The sequence below is a fragment of the Arthrobacter sp. 10N418 genome, assembly GCF_056394725.1.
The window spans coordinates 149,159-163,137 of record NZ_JBFTIK010000007.1 but is presented as its reverse complement, the minus strand read 5'-3'; the positions used below and the strand labels follow the sequence as shown (position 1 = coordinate 163,137).

General features: G+C 68.1%; 15 protein-coding genes. 3 read left to right on the top strand and 12 right to left on the bottom strand.

Annotated elements, in window-relative coordinates:
• Positions 1-83 precede the first annotated feature (83 nt).
• The 8 genes from pcaC to AC1DCZ_RS07875 all read right to left on the bottom strand — a co-directional run bounded on the left by pcaC (position 84) and on the right by AC1DCZ_RS07875 (position 8,275).
• Positions 84-578, bottom strand: coding sequence for a 4-carboxymuconolactone decarboxylase (gene pcaC, locus AC1DCZ_RS07910; protein ID WP_476974089.1), 495 nt, complete (start codon positions 576-578; stop codon positions 84-86).
• Entirely contained in the window at positions 575-1,393 is an 819-nt protein-coding gene (locus AC1DCZ_RS07905) for an alpha/beta fold hydrolase (RefSeq protein WP_476974088.1), read from the bottom strand. The genes pcaC and AC1DCZ_RS07905 overlap by 4 nt, the downstream gene beginning before the upstream one ends.
• Positions 1,386-2,900: a lyase family protein gene (locus tag AC1DCZ_RS07900; RefSeq protein ID WP_476974087.1), complete on the bottom strand. Its 1,515-nt coding sequence runs from the start codon at positions 2,898-2,900 to the stop codon at positions 1,386-1,388. Before AC1DCZ_RS07900 ends, AC1DCZ_RS07905 begins: the two co-directional genes overlap by 8 nt.
• A complete protein-coding gene (pcaG, locus tag AC1DCZ_RS07895) occupies positions 2,897-3,463 on the bottom strand; it encodes a protocatechuate 3,4-dioxygenase subunit alpha (RefSeq protein ID WP_476974086.1) in 567 nt (188 codons plus the stop codon). The genes AC1DCZ_RS07900 and pcaG overlap by 4 nt, the downstream gene beginning before the upstream one ends.
• Positions 3,456-4,376, bottom strand: a complete 921-nt coding sequence (pcaH, locus tag AC1DCZ_RS07890) for a protocatechuate 3,4-dioxygenase subunit beta (RefSeq protein ID WP_476974085.1) — start codon at positions 4,374-4,376, stop codon at positions 3,456-3,458. Before pcaH ends, pcaG begins: the two co-directional genes overlap by 8 nt.
• A gap of 39 nt (positions 4,377-4,415) precedes the next feature.
• Complete coding sequence (locus tag AC1DCZ_RS07885) at positions 4,416-6,356, bottom strand: bifunctional sugar phosphate isomerase/epimerase/4-hydroxyphenylpyruvate dioxygenase family protein (protein WP_476974084.1); 1,941 nt, start codon at positions 6,354-6,356, stop codon at positions 4,416-4,418.
• Complete coding sequence (locus tag AC1DCZ_RS07880; protein ID WP_476974083.1) at positions 6,356-7,237, bottom strand: shikimate dehydrogenase; 882 nt, start codon at positions 7,235-7,237, stop codon at positions 6,356-6,358. Before AC1DCZ_RS07880 ends, AC1DCZ_RS07885 begins: the two co-directional genes overlap by 1 nt.
• 195 nt (positions 7,238-7,432) lie before the next feature.
• Entirely contained in the window at positions 7,433-8,275 is an 843-nt protein-coding gene (locus tag AC1DCZ_RS07875; protein WP_476974082.1) for an IclR family transcriptional regulator, read from the bottom strand.
• Positions 8,276-8,499: 224 nt separating this feature from the next.
• Between AC1DCZ_RS07875 and AC1DCZ_RS07870 the strand changes: the two genes are divergently transcribed.
• Positions 8,500-9,816, top strand: a complete 1,317-nt coding sequence (locus tag AC1DCZ_RS07870; RefSeq protein WP_476974081.1) for an MFS transporter — start codon at positions 8,500-8,502, stop codon at positions 9,814-9,816.
• Positions 9,817-9,948: 132 nt separating this feature from the next.
• On the opposite strand, the gene AC1DCZ_RS07865 is transcribed toward AC1DCZ_RS07870, so the two are convergent.
• Positions 9,949-11,025 (bottom strand): ATP-dependent DNA ligase, encoded by a 1,077-nt coding sequence (locus AC1DCZ_RS07865; protein WP_476974080.1) that lies wholly within the window; start codon positions 11,023-11,025, stop codon positions 9,949-9,951.
• A 174-nt stretch (positions 11,026-11,199) separates the two neighbouring features.
• Between AC1DCZ_RS07865 and AC1DCZ_RS07860 the strand changes: the two genes are divergently transcribed.
• Complete coding sequence (locus tag AC1DCZ_RS07860; protein WP_476897087.1) at positions 11,200-11,436, top strand: hypothetical protein; 237 nt, start codon at positions 11,200-11,202, stop codon at positions 11,434-11,436.
• Positions 11,437-11,440: 4 nt separating this feature from the next.
• Here the strand turns inward: AC1DCZ_RS07860 and AC1DCZ_RS07855 are convergent, their stop codons facing one another.
• The 3 genes from AC1DCZ_RS07855 to AC1DCZ_RS07845 all read right to left on the bottom strand — a co-directional run bounded on the left by AC1DCZ_RS07855 (position 11,441) and on the right by AC1DCZ_RS07845 (position 13,134).
• A complete protein-coding gene (locus AC1DCZ_RS07855) occupies positions 11,441-11,734 on the bottom strand; it encodes a MoaD/ThiS family protein (RefSeq protein WP_476897088.1) in 294 nt (97 codons plus the stop codon).
• Positions 11,735-11,738: 4 nt separating this feature from the next.
• A complete protein-coding gene (locus AC1DCZ_RS07850; RefSeq protein WP_476974079.1) occupies positions 11,739-12,863 on the bottom strand; it encodes a WD40/YVTN/BNR-like repeat-containing protein in 1,125 nt (374 codons plus the stop codon).
• A 70-nt stretch (positions 12,864-12,933) separates the two neighbouring features.
• Positions 12,934-13,134, bottom strand: coding sequence for a hypothetical protein (locus tag AC1DCZ_RS07845; protein ID WP_476974078.1), 201 nt, complete (start codon positions 13,132-13,134; stop codon positions 12,934-12,936).
• Positions 13,135-13,299: 165 nt separating this feature from the next.
• Between AC1DCZ_RS07845 and AC1DCZ_RS07840 the strand changes: the two genes are divergently transcribed.
• Positions 13,300-13,812: a universal stress protein gene (locus AC1DCZ_RS07840; protein WP_476974077.1), complete on the top strand. Its 513-nt coding sequence runs from the start codon at positions 13,300-13,302 to the stop codon at positions 13,810-13,812.
• Positions 13,813-13,979: the final 167 nt, after the last annotated feature.

Genomic DNA, 13,979 nt, shown 5'->3' with positions numbered 1-13,979 from the left:
TGTTCCTCAAATTTCCGTCTGGGAATCCCACCTAGCTAGCAGTTAAGGCCGTTCTGGACGTCCAAAACGGCCCCTGCTGCCAGCTAGTTGGGAGGTGTGGCTGCGTCAAACGCCGTGTTGTCCATTTCGGTGTTGTCCATGGAATGGAAGACCTGCTGGGCGGTCTTGAAAGCGGTGTTGGCCGAGGGGACCCCGCAGTAGATCGCGGTCTGCAGCAGGATTTCCTTAATTTCATCCCTGCTCAGGCCGTTGGTGGTGGCAGCGCGGATGTGCATGGCGAGTTCTTCCCAGTGCCCGTGGGCCACCATCGCGGTGATGGTGACAGCGGAGCGCATCTGCCGGCTCAGGCCCGGGCGGGTCCAGATCCCGCCCCAGGCGATCCGGGTGATCATGTCCTGGAAGTCCTCCGTGAAGGAGTCCTTCTTAGCGTTGGCGCGGTCCACGTGCGCTGCGCCCAGGACCTCGCGGCGGACGATCATGCCGCCGTCGTAGATCTCCTGGCTCGTCGCGCCGGGCTGGACCACGCCGTGGCGCTGCGGCCCGTTGAGCTCGGGGCTGCTGAGCTGGGGTCCGGTCATTCGCCCTCTCCTTGGGTCTCGGTCCAGCTGATGAGGCTCTTCAGCAGCTCGGCGACGTGGCCCGGCGCCTCGAAGGGGGCCAGGTGTGCCACGCCCTCCAGGCTGACGGCCGTGGCGGTCCCACCGCCGGAGGTGATGCCCGCTGCCACCTCCTCGGCCATCGACGGCGGGGCAACGGCGTCCAGGACGCCGGCAACGACCTGGGTGGGGACGCGGATGGTGCCGAGCTGGTCCCGCACGTCGAAGCCGGCCAAGGCCTCGCAGCAGAAGGCGTAGCTGAAGCGGTCGGCGTCCCGCAGGGTGTGCAGGAGCCGGCCGCTGAGCTCCGGCTGGCGGTCCATGAACCCCGGGGCGAACCAGCGCTCCGCGGAGCCCTGGATCATCACCGGCGTGCCCTGCGTGCGCACGGTTTCGGCTCGCTCCAGCCAGCCCTCGGGCGTGCCGATCTTCGCGCCGGCGCACTGCACGGAGAGGCTCTTGAGCCGGTCGCCGTGCTTAATGCCGAGCTGCAGGCCGGTGGCCCCACCGAGGGACACCCCGGCGTAATGGAAGCGCGCACCGGGGGCGATCGAATCGACCAGGCCGATCACGGCGTCGGCCAACTCGGCGACGGTGAATGTCTCGTGTGCCGCGGGCGAGACGCCGTGCCCGGGCAGGTCCCAGGCGACGACGTCGACGTCGACGCCCAGGATGGCGCTGGCCTGGCTCCAGAGCAGCGAGGACGTCCCGAGCGAGGGGCCCACGACGAGGAGGGGCTTGTCGCCGAGCAGGCGCTGGGGCGAGAGCAGGACTGCTTTGACGGCGGGTCTAGCCACGGGAGGCTCCGTTCTGGAGTGGGTGGGCGGCGGCACGGTCATATTCAGGTGAGGCCGGGCCGGCGGCGTAGTCCGGATACGCCGCGAGGATCCGGCGGGAGATCTCGGCGGCCTGACCGAGGTATTTGGCCGGGTCCAGAAGCTCCTCAAGCCGGGCATCGGAGAGCAGCTCCGCGGGCACGGCCGCCCGGAGCAGACGGCGGTAGGTGGCCGCCTGTTCGGCCGCCGGGGCCTGGAGCGTCTGGTCCACGACGGCCTGCAGTCGCTGCTTGCCGCTCTTGCCTGAACCGTCCGGGCTGTTCATGCCGTCGAGCAGAGGCGCCACGGCGGCGGTGACAGCCTCGGACAGCAGCAGCGGACCGGAGAGGCCCAGGTTGCGGCGCATGGCATCAGGGAAAACCTGCAGCCCCTCGGCGAGTTCGCGCAGCTGCCCGGCGGCGCCAAGGGCGAGACGGAGCAGCTGGCGCAGGGCCGGCCATTCGCTGTGCCAGGCGCCGTCGGGGCGCTCGTCATTGAAATTGGCGGCCGCCAGGTGCAGCTGTGCAGCAAGGTTTGGTGCCTGCAGGGCGGCACTGCGGACCAGCACGGACAGTACGGGATTCTGTTTTTGCGGCATGGCGGAGGAAACACCGCGGCCGGCTGCGCGCGGTTCTGCCAGTTCGGCCACCTCCGCCCGGCTGAGGAACAGCACGTCGGAGGCGATCTTGCCGGCAGCATCGGTCACGGTGGCGAGGGCATCGCCCAGGGCCGTCACGGGAAGCCGGTTGGTGTGCCACGGCGCCGGCACCGGGGCGAGGCCCAGTTCGACGGCCAGCCGGTCCGACAGGTCGAAGGGGGTGAGCGGCGAGCCTGCGGTCAGCCCGGTTCCGGCAGCGAGGGTTCCCGCCGCACCGCCGGTTTGCACCGGCAGTTCAAGGGACTCGAGCCGGCGCCCGGCCGCCGCGAGTCCGTGGAACCATTGCGCTGCCTTGAGGCCGAAGCTGAACGGCAGTGAGTGCTGGGTCAGGCTGCGGCCAACGCACAGGGTGTCCTTGTGCCGGTTGGCAAGGGCGGCGAGCGCCGCCGTCGCGGCCGAGAGCTCGGTGAGCAGTCCGCGGATGGCGCCCTGGGCCAGCAGCATGAGGGCCGAGTCGAGCACGTCCTGGCTTGTCAGCGATGTGTGCACGGCTTTCCCTGCGCCGATGCCGCCGGTATCGAGCGCCTTAACCTGCCGCCGGAGGTCAGCGAGGAGCGGAATGACCGGGTTGGCCCCGCCCTGGGCGCGCACGGCGATGTCCGCGACGTCGTAGCGGTCCACCCCGGCTGCCTCCGCCACGAGGGCTGCGGAACCGGCCGGTGCGAGGGCAGCATCCTGCAAAACCGTGGCCCAGGCGGCCTCGACCCGGAGGATGGCAGCCAGCACAGCGCGGTCCCCGGTCAGCGCCGCCACGAGGGGCGACGCCGACACGGGGCTCAGCAGACCGAAATCGCCCTGCAGGGCCGCGGCGCCGGATTCGAAGGAGGTCACTTCGAGGCATCCTCGAAGTCAAGGAAGACGGTCTCGTCCCCGCCCTGGAGCCTGATGTCCCAGGTGAGGCCGCCGTCGGGATCCCGGCGTGCGATCAGTGTCTTGCGGCGTGCCGGTTCCAAGGAGCTGAGCAGCGTGTCCTTGGCCAGGGCCTCTTCGTCTTCCGGCAGGTAGACCCTCGTGAAGAGCCGGTTCATGAGGCCGCGCGCAAACACGGCCACGGAGATGAACGGCGCGGCCCCGGGTTCAGTGGGGCCCGGGTTCACGGTGGTGAACGTGAAGACGCCCGTGTTGCCCACCGCGCTGCGGCCGAACCCGGTGAAGGTATAGCCGTCCCGGACCAGGGAGCCCGTGTGGTGGGGGACCAAGCCGTGCGCGTCGGCCTGCCAGATTTCCAGGATCGCGTCCGGGATGGGGTGGCCCGCGCCGTCGTACACGGTGCCCTGGAGCCGGAGGGAGCCCGGGGATCCGGGGGCCAGGAGCTCACGGTCCTTCGCGTAGGGCAGCGCGTAACCGTAGAAGGGCCCTACGGTCTGGCCAGGGGTGGGGGTGAGTTTACTCATGGTCATCGCCGTCTGCTCCCAAAGCCTCGTTTTCGGTCCAGGTCCGCTTGGACCCGGTCAGGACAATGTCCCAGTTGTACGCCAGGGCCCATTCGGGCTTGGTCTGTTCGTGGTTGTAGGTGGCCACGAGCCGGTCCCGCGCGTCCCGGTCCACGATCGACTGGTAGATCGGGTCCAGCGGGAAGAGCTGGTCGCCGGGGAAGTACATCTGGGTAATGATCCGCTGGGTAAATTCCTGGCCGAACAAGGAGAAGTGGATGTGGGCCGGGCGCCAGGCGTTGAGGTGGTTCTTCCACGGGTATGCGCCGGGCCTGATGGTGGTGAAGCTGTAGGAGCCGTCGGCACCCGTGATGCAGCGGCCGACGCCAGTGAAGTTGGGGTCGAGCGGCGCCGGGTGCTGGTCGCGCTTGTGGATGTAGCGGCCGGCGGAGTTGGCCTGCCAGATTTCGACGAGCTGACCGGCGACAGGGCGGCCGTCGCCGTCGAGCACGCGGCCGGAGACAATGATGCGTTCGCCCAGCGGTTCACCGTTGTGCTGGATGGTGAGGTCGGATTCGAGGGCGTGCACGTCCATGTGCCCGAACGCCGGGGAGTACAGTTCGATGGTCTCCGGGTCGGCATGGTGCAGGTCCTTGGTGGGGTGGCGCAGGACGCTGCTGCGGTACGGCGCGTAGTCCAGCCGGGGCTGGGTCTCGACCGGGGCACCGTTCTTGAGCGCCTGGGCGTAGGCCTCGCCGAGGGCTTTCATTTCGGCGCTGAGGTCCGCCTGCGCCTCCGCGGCAGTATCCAAGGCATGGCCTGCGGGCGCATACGTCTTTGGTGCGGCTCCGGTTGCGGCCTGTGGCGCCGCGTCCGACACGTCTTCGGTGATCGGGTCGGCGTTGAAAATTTCGAGGTTGATATCTTCAGGCACAGCAGCCTCCTTTCGTTGATGTTGGTGGTGCGGGATGGGTCAGCTGGTGAGATTGAGCTGGTGCAGGTGGTCGTACTGGACCGTGTGCCGCACCGGGGCGTTCGGGGCGCCATAACCGTCGTAAGCTCCGCGGCGTTCGACCATTTCGAAAAACACGCTCCCGACTGTGGCGGTGTAGAAGTGCAGGAACCCGCCGTCGGCGTCGCGGTCGTACAGCAGGTTCAGTTCCCGGAGCGTGGCCAGGAAGTCCGGCTCCAGCGCGAACCGCGCGTCAAGGTCCTCGTAGTAGTTCGCCGGGATCTGCAAGAAGTCCAGGCCGCGGTCCCTGGCGGCGCGCGCCGTGGCGACAAGATCATCCACCGCGAAGGCAACGTGTTCCTGGTACGTCCGGCACTGTCCGGCGCCGCCGGATTCCGTACCGCCGTCCTGGTGGAGGAGCGGCGCCAGGTTCAGCACGAGGCGGACGCTCCGGTCCGCCGTGAGCATCACCTGCGAACGGACCAGCCCGGTAGGGCTTGCGACTTCCGCGTACGGCTGAGGCTCCAGGGCCAGTGCGCTCGTGTAGAACAACACGGCCTCGTCGAAGTGCTGCCAGGGCTGCGCCAGGTTGACGTGGTCGATCACGGCGCCGGTACCGCCCGCAGGGCCGGGCGCTGGCGGTTCCAGCCCTTCGCCAAATTCCCGGGTCCAGGCAGCCGTGCCGTCCGGGCTGCCCTGGCACAGGAAAATCTCGGTGGAGTCAGGTGCGGCGAAGCCCTGGAAGACTTCCTCGTCGGCCTGGCTCTTGCGGGGAACCGCCGGGGCCTTGAGCTGCTGGGCGCGGGCGGCGGCAATGACGGGGGAATCGACATCGAACCCCACGGCGGAAATGGCAGGCGTGGACCCGTCCCCGGAGCTCCCGGCCGGTTCCTCATTGATGATCACGCGCGCGTGGCCCATGGTCCACAATTGCACGTCCTTGGTCCGGTGGCGCCCGTTAAAAGCGAAGCCCAGCTGGCCCAGCAAAGTTTCCAGTCCGGACGTGTCCGCGGCCCGGACCTCGGCGAAGTTGAAGCCCGCCGGTTCCGCCACCTGCGGGAGGGTGGCCAGTTCCATCGGGTAGCGACGGCGGGTGGCCCCCGAGGCGTTGCCTGCCCCGCCAGTGCCAGGCGCAGGGTTCTCCTGGAGCCAGTGGGCGCCCTGCTCTTCGAGCCAGATCAGCGACCGCATGGCATCGACGGCGGTGCGCTCGACGTCGGACTGGCGGAAGACGTCGTTGAAGACCTCGAGCGAGACCGGTCCGGCGTAGCCCGCCCGGACCACGTGGCCCATGAACTTGGCGAGGTCGAACTGCCCCTCGCCCGGGAAGACGCGGTAGTGGCGGCTCCACGACAGCACATCCATGGACAGCTTGGGGGCATCGGCCACCTGGACGAAGAAGATCTTGTCCGGGTTGAACGCCTCGATGGGCGCGGTGTCCCAGTCGCGGGACAGGATGTGGAACGAGTCCAGGCACGTGCCCATGTTCGGGTGGTCCACCATGTCCACGAGGCGATGGGCCTGTTCGTAGTCGTTGACGTACTTGCCCCAGGCAAGAGCCTCATAGGCGACCTTCACTCCGTGGTCCCCTGCGAGGGCGGCGAGCCGCGCGAGCTGGTCGGCCCGGAGTTCGTCGTCGTCAATGGTCGCGGTGCCCACGTTTGAGCAGACCAGGATGGTCTCCATGCCCAGGCGTGACATCAGGCGGAATTTGGCGTCGGCGCGGCGCAGGTTGGCGGCGAGGAGGTCCTCCGGAACGCTGTCGAAGTCGCGGAACGGCTGGTAAAGGTCCAGGCCGAGACCGAGGTCGGCGGCCAGCTTGCGGACATCTTCCGGGCTCAGCGCGGACGTGACGAGGTCCTGCTCGAAGATTTCGATCCCGTCGAAGCCGGCGGCCGCGCAGGCCTGCATCTTTTCCCGGAGCGTGCCGGAGAGGCAGACGGTGGCGATTCCGGTGCGCATCAGGCCGCCACCTCTTCCGTGGCCACGAGTTCCAGGAAGTGGGCGCGCATCCGGTCCGCGTCGGCGTCCAGTCCGGTGAAGATTCGGAAGCTGTCCGCCGCCTGCCCCACGGCCATGCGGCCGCCGTCGAGCACCTCGCAGCCCCTCGCCCGGGCACCCCTGACGAGTTCGGTGTCGATCGGCCGGTAGACGATGTCGGCGACCCAGTGCCTGGACTCGACGAGGGACATGTCCAGCGGAACTCCGGGATGGGCGGCCATACCCACCGGGGTGCAGTGCACCAGGCCGTCGGCCTGCGGCATCAGCTGCGGCAGCTCCGCCGTCGTCCGGGCCGTGATCTTCTGGTCCGGGAAGAAGCCCGAAAGTTCGGCGGCGCGTGCCGCGCAGCGGGCGGCGTCGGTGTCCACGAGGTCCAGTTCGCGGACGCCGGCGGTGAGCAGGGCGTAGGCGACGGCGGAACCGGCGCCGCCCGCGCCCAGCTGGACGACGCGGCTCAGCGCCGCGCCGGGGAGGCCGGACGCCAGTGCCGCCGCGAAGCCGGAGAAGTCGGTGTTGTGGCCGATGAAGCGGCCGTCCCGAATGACGACGGTGTTGACCGCGCCAAGGCGCCGGGCATCGGCGGTGACCTCATCCAGGTGTTCCAGGACGAGCTGCTTGCAAGGGTGGGTGATGTTGAGTCCGTTGAAGCCGAGCTGGCGGGCTCCGGCGAGGAGCGTCCCCACGGACTGGCCGGGCAGGCCGAGTTCGAGGAGGTCGATGGGCCGGTAGAGGTACCGGAGGCCCTGCACATCGCCTTCGCGTTCGTGCATGTAGGGCGTCAGGGACGGCATGACGCCGTCTCCTACCAGGCCCACGAGGAAGGACTCTGCTCGATTGCTCATCCGTTTAGCTCCTTTGACAACGGCACCTGGCAGGCCGGGACGCGCAGTGCGACGGCGGCGGGCCGGGTGATAGGAATGACAGTACAGGAAATGTTCACATGTTGCACTGATGTTCTTATTGCGAACAAGGCATGACGACGGCGGACACCGTCGCCCGCCTCGGCGGGCGTATCCGGGGCCCCACTGCCGGGCCGCTCACCGCTGGGGCAACCGCGCGGACAGCTCGGCCGCGGCCGACTGGAGCAGCGGAACCAGTGCCACGAGGGCTTCCATGCTCATCCGGAACACCGGCACGGCGGTGGCGAGGGACGCGAACGCGTGGCCCTGGGAATTGAAGACCGGCACCGCGATGGCGCGCATGCCGAGCTCGTTTTCCTCATCCATCGTGGCGTAGCCGCGGCGCCGGATCAGCCCAATCTCGGCCCGGAAGGCGTCGCGGTCGGTAATGGAGAACTCCGTCAGCGGCTCCAACTCCAGCTCTTCCTCCAGCCGGATGCGGGTGGCATCATCGGCAAAAGCCACGAGCGCCTTGCCCACGGACGTTGTGTGCAGGGCGCCCAGGTGCCCCGGATCACTCGTGACACGGAAGGTCTGCGGCCCGTCCACCTTGTTCACGGTCAGGTGGTGGTTGCCGTCGCGGACCGACAGGATCGTGGCCTCCCCCGACTGTTCCGTCACGCGCCGCAGGATCGGCAGCGCAGTGCCGGCAAAGCCGTGGTGGTTGGAGACCCGCTGGCCCAGCTGGAAGACGCGCAGCCCCAGGTGGTACCGGCGGCCGTCGGGCTCGTAGTCCACGAACCCGTCCCGCGTCAGGGAACCGAGCAGGCGGTAGGTGGTACTGAACGGCAACTCGGCCCGGCGCGACAGCTCCGCAGCACTGGCGCCGCGCGGCTCGTCACCCAGGAGGACGAGCAGGCCCAGGGCCTTGCCCACCATGTCCGTCCGGTTGTCCTCCCTGGCCGGCCTGGGCGCCTCCGGAACGGACCCGCGGGGGTGGCCGGCGGCCTCGGCAGCTTCTGTGTCTTGATTCACACTCATACGTCGATGTTCTCACATGGTGAGAGCTATTTCTAGGTGGCGATTATTTTTCTTGACAAGTGATCGCGCTCACAGCCATTATTGCTACATCGCACAAGTAGCTCCCACCATGCGGCTACTAGTCCGGGTTCGTCCACGGACTCCCGCTGTCCCGGACATAGGCCGGTGGCAGCCGGGACCTTCCCGATCCATCCGCGACAACGTCGTCACACATAAGGAACACCATGAGCCAGACACTGCCGTCCACGACGCCGGGTACCGTCACCGGCGGGACGCCAAAGAAGGCGGCCCTCGCCAGCTTCCTCGGTAGCGCCGTCGAGTATTACGACTTCTTCATCTTCGGTTCGGCGGCAGCGCTGATCTTCCCCAAGGTCTTCTTCCCCGATGCGGACACCAACGCGTCGATCATGTCCTTCGCGACCTTCGGTTTCGCCTACGTGGCCCGCCCCATCGGCGCCGTCATCCTCGGACACTTTGGCGACAGGGTGGGCCGCCGGAAGGTCCTCATGTTCACACTGCTGCTGATGGGCGCCTCCACCTTCGTGATCGGCTGCCTGCCGGACTTCAAGACCGTGGGCTGGTGGGCTCCGGTGCTCCTGGTCCTGGCGCGCGTTTGCCAGGGCCTGTCCGCAGCCGGCGAGCAGGCCGGGGCGTCATCAATGACGCTGGAGCATGCTCCGGACAACCGCCGCTCCTTCTTCACCTCCTGGACCCTGACCGGAACCCAAGGCGGCCAGATCCTTGCAGCCCTCGTCTTCATCCCGGTGCTGGCACTGCCCGACGAGGTCAAGTACGGCATCGGCTGGCGCATCCCGTTCTGGCTCAGCGCCGTCGTGGTCATGGTGGCGTTCTTCATCCGGCGCACCCTGCACGAGCCGCCGGCGTTCGAAGAAGCGCAGAAGTCCGCACAGATCGCCAAGCTCCCGGTTGCCGACCTCCTTAAGGACCACTGGCGCGACGTCCTTCGCGTCATCGCCTGTGCGTTCATCGCCGCAGTCTCCACCGTCTTCGGCACCTTGGCCATCAGCTACGCCAAGAACGTCGCCGGCGTGGACGGGACCACGACGCTGTGGCTCGTGGTCGGCGCCAACCTGGTGGCACTGGGCACGCAGCCGCTCTTCGGCAAGCTGGCGGACGGGATCGGCCGCAAGCCGGTCTTCATCTACGGCGCGCTGTCCAGTGCCGTCCTGACACCCGTGTTCCTGCTGAGCCTCGAATCCCACAGCACCCCGTTGATGTTCCTGGCCGCGATCGGCTTCTTCTCCTTCGGCTACGCGGCCTCGAACGCGGTCTGGCCTTCCTTCTACGCCGAGATGTTCAGCACGAAGGTCCGCTTCTCCGGCCTTGCGATCGGCACCCAGCTTGGCTTCCTGATGGCCGGGTTCGCACCGACGATCGTGGCAGCCATGGGCGGCATCCAGCGTGGCGGCTGGGTCCAGATCAGCGTCTTCACCGCCGTCATCTGCGTCATCGCAGCCGTCTCGGCGCTCACCGCCAAGGAAACCTTCAAGGTTCCGACCAAGGAACTCGGCCTGCGCTAAGCCGGCCGCCGCGTTCCTTCCCGCTTGCCGGCCGGATTGCCCGGTGTGTCCACAGGACACGCCGTGCTTTTCGGTGTGTCGGGGCACTCCCGGATAAGCAACCGGGAGGGAGCGCAGGGGGACCGGCCGCGCCTAAGTGCTGCCGGCCCCCAGCACCTCGGCGAGCTCGTAGCTGACCGGCTCCTCAAGCTGCCCGTAGGTGCACGAGCGCGGATCCCGGTCGGGCCGCCAACGCACGAACTGCGCCGTGTGGCGGAACCTCGGTCCTTCCATATGGTCGTATTTGACTTCCACAACCCGTTCCGGCCGGAGCGGCGTGAACGCCAGGTCCTTGCCTCCGCTCCACCTGCTGCCCTCGGCGTTCCGGGGTGTCCGGATGCCCTCCTCCTGCCGGGCTGCGGCCCAGGGATGCGCATCCGAGCCGGTGACCAGCGGCTGGAGTTCCTCGAAGAGCTCTTTGCGGCGCTGCAGCGGAAAGGCTCCCGCAACCCCCACGCTGGCGAGGCCGCCGTCCTCGTCATAAAGGCCCAGGAGCAGGGAACCGATCCGGTCCGGGCCGGAAGCGTGCACCCGGTAGCCGGCCAGGACACAGTCAGCGGTGCGCTCGTGCTTGAGCTTGAACATCGCGCGCTTGTCCGGCTGGTAGGGCCCGTCCAACGCCTTGGCCACAATCCCGTCCAGGCCCGCCCCCTCAAACTGGCGGAACCACAGCCCGGCCATGTCCCTGTTCCGGGTCGCCGACGTCACGTGGACCGGCGGGGAGCTGTGCGCGAGCACGCGCTCCAGCGTGTCCCGCCGCTCGGCGAAGGGACGGGCAGTGAAGTCCTCGTCATCGAGGGCCAGCAGATCGAAGGCGACGAAGCTCGCCGGGGTCTGTCCGGCGAGCAGCAGGACCCGGCTCGCCGCGGGGTGGATCCGCTGCTGGAGCGCATCGAAGTCGAGCCTGTCCCCCGAAGCGCCGACCAGGATGATTTCGCCGTCGAGCACACAGCGCGGTGGCAGGTTCGCCTTCAGTGCGTCCACGAGCTCCGGGAAGTAGCGGGTCAGCGGCCTGCCGTTGCGGCTGCCGATCTCCACCTCCTCCCCGTCGCGGAAGATGATGGACCGGAATCCGTCCCACTTGGGCTCGAAACTTAGCGGCCCCTCGGGCAGCGCGCTGACGGCCTTGGCCAGCATCGGCGCGATTGGGGGCATCAGAGGCAGGCGCATAGGGCCTATTCTGGCCCGGGCTCGCCCCCAAGTCGATGCCCCGGCGGGCTGAAACCTCGCCGGCCCGGAAAGCTAACCCACCCCTTACCTTGGCGAAACGCGGCCGCAACATTGGCACCGGACACTGGAAGGGCCGGCAATAGCAGGCACCAGCTCCAGCTCGGGAGGCCCGCCATGTTAAAGGAAGCCAAAGCCCATGTGACCCGTATCCGCGCCCTGGACCAGCTGCACCGCGGCGACGAGATCGAAGCCCGCCTGCGCGTGGGCCCGAACTACGACGACGTCGTGATCCGCCGCGGCCGGGTCCAGGAGACGGCTCCCGGGATCGGCGTCGTCTGGATCATGGACCGGCACTCCGGCCTGCGGAAGGCCATCAACGCGGACGAGTGCACCGTCTGGCGGGTGGCCTGAGGCGTCAGCCTCCCGCGACGGACTGGATAATCAGGACCTCCTGGCCCGGTACCACCGCTGTCTCGAGGCCCTGTAACCGCCGGATTTCATTCCCGTTGACGTATATATTCACGTAACGGCGGATGGTCCCGGTCTCGTCCCGAAGCCGCCGTGAGAGCGCCGGATAATCCCCCGTCACCGCGTCCAGCAGGCGCCCCACCGTCACGGCCTCCTCGGCGGGCGCAGTCAGCAGCGACTGCCCGCCGGCGAGTGGCTGAAGGACGCTCGGCAGCACCACAGTGATCTCTGCCCCGCTCATGCGGTCACGGAAGAACCGGAAGCACGGCAGCCGAGACCGCGGCCGCCCGGACGCACAGCACGTCCGGCAGGTGCGAGGCCACCTCGGTGAAATGTTCGCCCTCGTCGGCGCTGGCGTAGACGGTGCCGCCGCGTGTCCCGAAGTAGACGCCGGTCGGTTCCGCCGAATCGACGCAGGCGGCATCGCGCAGCACCGCGTTGTATTCGGCAGCGGGAAGGCCGGCGTCGAGCCGCTTCCAGCTGCCCCCGGCGTCATCGGTACGGTGGACCGCCAGCTTGCCGTCCGGCGGAATCCTTTCGCCGTCGGCCTTCAGCGGAATCACCCACGCCGTGCCCGCGCGGCGCGGATGCGTCAGCATCACGAAACCAAAGTCCGCGGGGAGCCCTTCGGCAATCGATTCCCAGGTCTCGGCGTCGTCGTCGCTGCGGTAGACGCCGTGATGGTTTTGGGCGTACAACCGGCCGTCAACGGCGGCATCAGCCGCGATCTTATGGACGCACTGGCCGAATTCGGGGTAGGGGTCCGGCATGAAGCGCGCGGAGATCCCCTTGTTGCGGGCCATCCAGGTGGAGCCGCCGTCGAGCGAGCGGTAAACGCCGCCGGTGCTCATCGCAATGTGCACCTTCGCCCCCGAGGGGTCCACGACGATCGAGTGGGCCGCGGCACCGCCGTAGCCCGCACCCCATTCGCTCCGGTGCGGATGGTCCCAGAGGCCCCGGTTGAGTTCGAAGTGCTCACCGCCGTCCGTGGATTTCCAGACGGAGATCGGCTCGCAGCCGGCCCACACCACGCCAGGACGCGATTCGGCGTCCGGGTAGATCTGCCAAACACGCTCCAGCGCGGATTCCGTGTCCTCGGGGAACCGGATGGCGCCCTGCTCGGGCTCATTCCACGTCCCGCCCAAGTCATCGGAGTGGAAGACGGTGGGGCCCCAGTGCTCGGAACGGACCCCGACCAGGATCCGGGTGCGGCCGCCGCGGGTGTCGATGCCGATGCTGGGGATCTCGCTCATCAGGAAATGCGGGCCGGAAAGGGACCAGACCTTTCGGTCCTGGCTTGTGGCAAGCCACAGCCCCTTTTTGGTTCCGATCGCCAGGACATAACTCTCTGCGGTAGACATGCCCCCCATGCAACCACTCCGGCACGGACGCCGCAATGGTTAATCTGCGGCAATCGTCCCGCCGGCCCGGCAGCGGAAATCAGTCCACGAACTCCGACTGCGTCTCGACGAAGTCCCAGTCGGCGTCAGTGAGCACCCCGGCGACGTTGTCCGGGTGGGGTCCCCCGGCCTCCGCGATGCCCTGCAACACCGTGAGCGGCATTTCGCTGGCGCGCAGGTTTTCGCGCAGCCACTCCTTGCACCCGAGATCCAGATCCAGCCACCACATGAAGATCTCCACGACAGCACCTCTTCCTTTGCCTTCAACGTTAGGCACCGCCCCGGAAGTCTTCAATAGCTGTCCCGCGCCCCTCAGCCTCGATGCGGAGCCGGCGGCCGCGCCACCCGCCCGAAGATCGGGAAGTATGGCCCTGTTCAGGCCCGGCAACCCGCCCAACAATTGAGTATGTCTTCAGAGCACATCGCCGGCCCGTCCCCCATAGTCGTGGGCGTGCTTCCCGGACAGCATACGGAGGTGCTGCAGACCGCGACATCGCTGGCACAAAGCCTCGCGGTGCCCATGATCTGCGCCTTCGTGGATGAGGCCAGCTACCTCGTCGAGTGGGACCCGGCGCGGTCCGCCCACCGCCTGTCCCTGCATCCGGACGCCGACGACGACAACATCCGGGCAGTGACCCAGGAGCTGCGGTCCACCATAGAGGCGGCCTGCGAAGGCTTGGGAATCGACTGGACACTCCGAACCCTGGCCGGGGACCCCGCCCGTGCGATCGGGCGCCTGGCGGCCGAGACCAACGCCGGTATGATCATCGTCGGAACCCCGGAACACGGGCTTGGACACCGCATCACGGCGGCGCTCAACGGTTCCGTGGCCGCGTGGCTGAGCCACCATCAACAGCATCCCATTTTGATTGTCCCGGCGCCCGCTACGCATCACCGCCGTGCGGCACCGGGCGACTGACCCCGCGCCCCCTGCCGGCAGGCCCCTGGCCCAGCGACGGCGTCCCCCGCCGGCCCCGGGATCGGAGTCGGGTTCCGGCACCGAACCCGGCACGGAAAAATAAAGCGAAAGTAGTTATTCGCCGTGCTGGCGCTATCCCCTTACCGCCGAGTAAGCTCGAATTCGTA

Coding starts and splice junctions, on each gene's coding strand:
- pcaG (WP_476974086.1), bottom strand. CDS start 3,463: ATGAGTAAACTCACCCCCACCCCTGGCCAGACCGTAGGGCCCTTCTAC.
- AC1DCZ_RS07865 (WP_476974080.1), bottom strand. CDS start 11,025: ATGCGCCTGCCTCTGATGCCCCCAATCGCGCCGATGCTGGCCAAGGCC.
- pcaC (WP_476974089.1), bottom strand. CDS start 578: ATGACCGGACCCCAGCTCAGCAGCCCCGAGCTCAACGGGCCGCAGCGC.
- AC1DCZ_RS07880 (WP_476974083.1), bottom strand. CDS start 7,237: ATGAGCAATCGAGCAGAGTCCTTCCTCGTGGGCCTGGTAGGAGACGGC.
- AC1DCZ_RS07860 (WP_476897087.1), top strand. CDS start 11,200: ATGTTAAAGGAAGCCAAAGCCCATGTGACCCGTATCCGCGCCCTGGAC.
- AC1DCZ_RS07840 (WP_476974077.1), top strand. CDS start 13,300: ATGTCTTCAGAGCACATCGCCGGCCCGTCCCCCATAGTCGTGGGCGTG.
- AC1DCZ_RS07885 (WP_476974084.1), bottom strand. CDS start 6,356: ATGCGCACCGGAATCGCCACCGTCTGCCTCTCCGGCACGCTCCGGGAA.
- AC1DCZ_RS07850 (WP_476974079.1), bottom strand. CDS start 12,863: ATGGGGGGCATGTCTACCGCAGAGAGTTATGTCCTGGCGATCGGAACC.
- AC1DCZ_RS07855 (WP_476897088.1), bottom strand. CDS start 11,734: ATGAGCGGGGCAGAGATCACTGTGGTGCTGCCGAGCGTCCTTCAGCCA.
- AC1DCZ_RS07875 (WP_476974082.1), bottom strand. CDS start 8,275: ATGAGTGTGAATCAAGACACAGAAGCTGCCGAGGCCGCCGGCCACCCC.
- AC1DCZ_RS07870 (WP_476974081.1), top strand. CDS start 8,500: ATGAGCCAGACACTGCCGTCCACGACGCCGGGTACCGTCACCGGCGGG.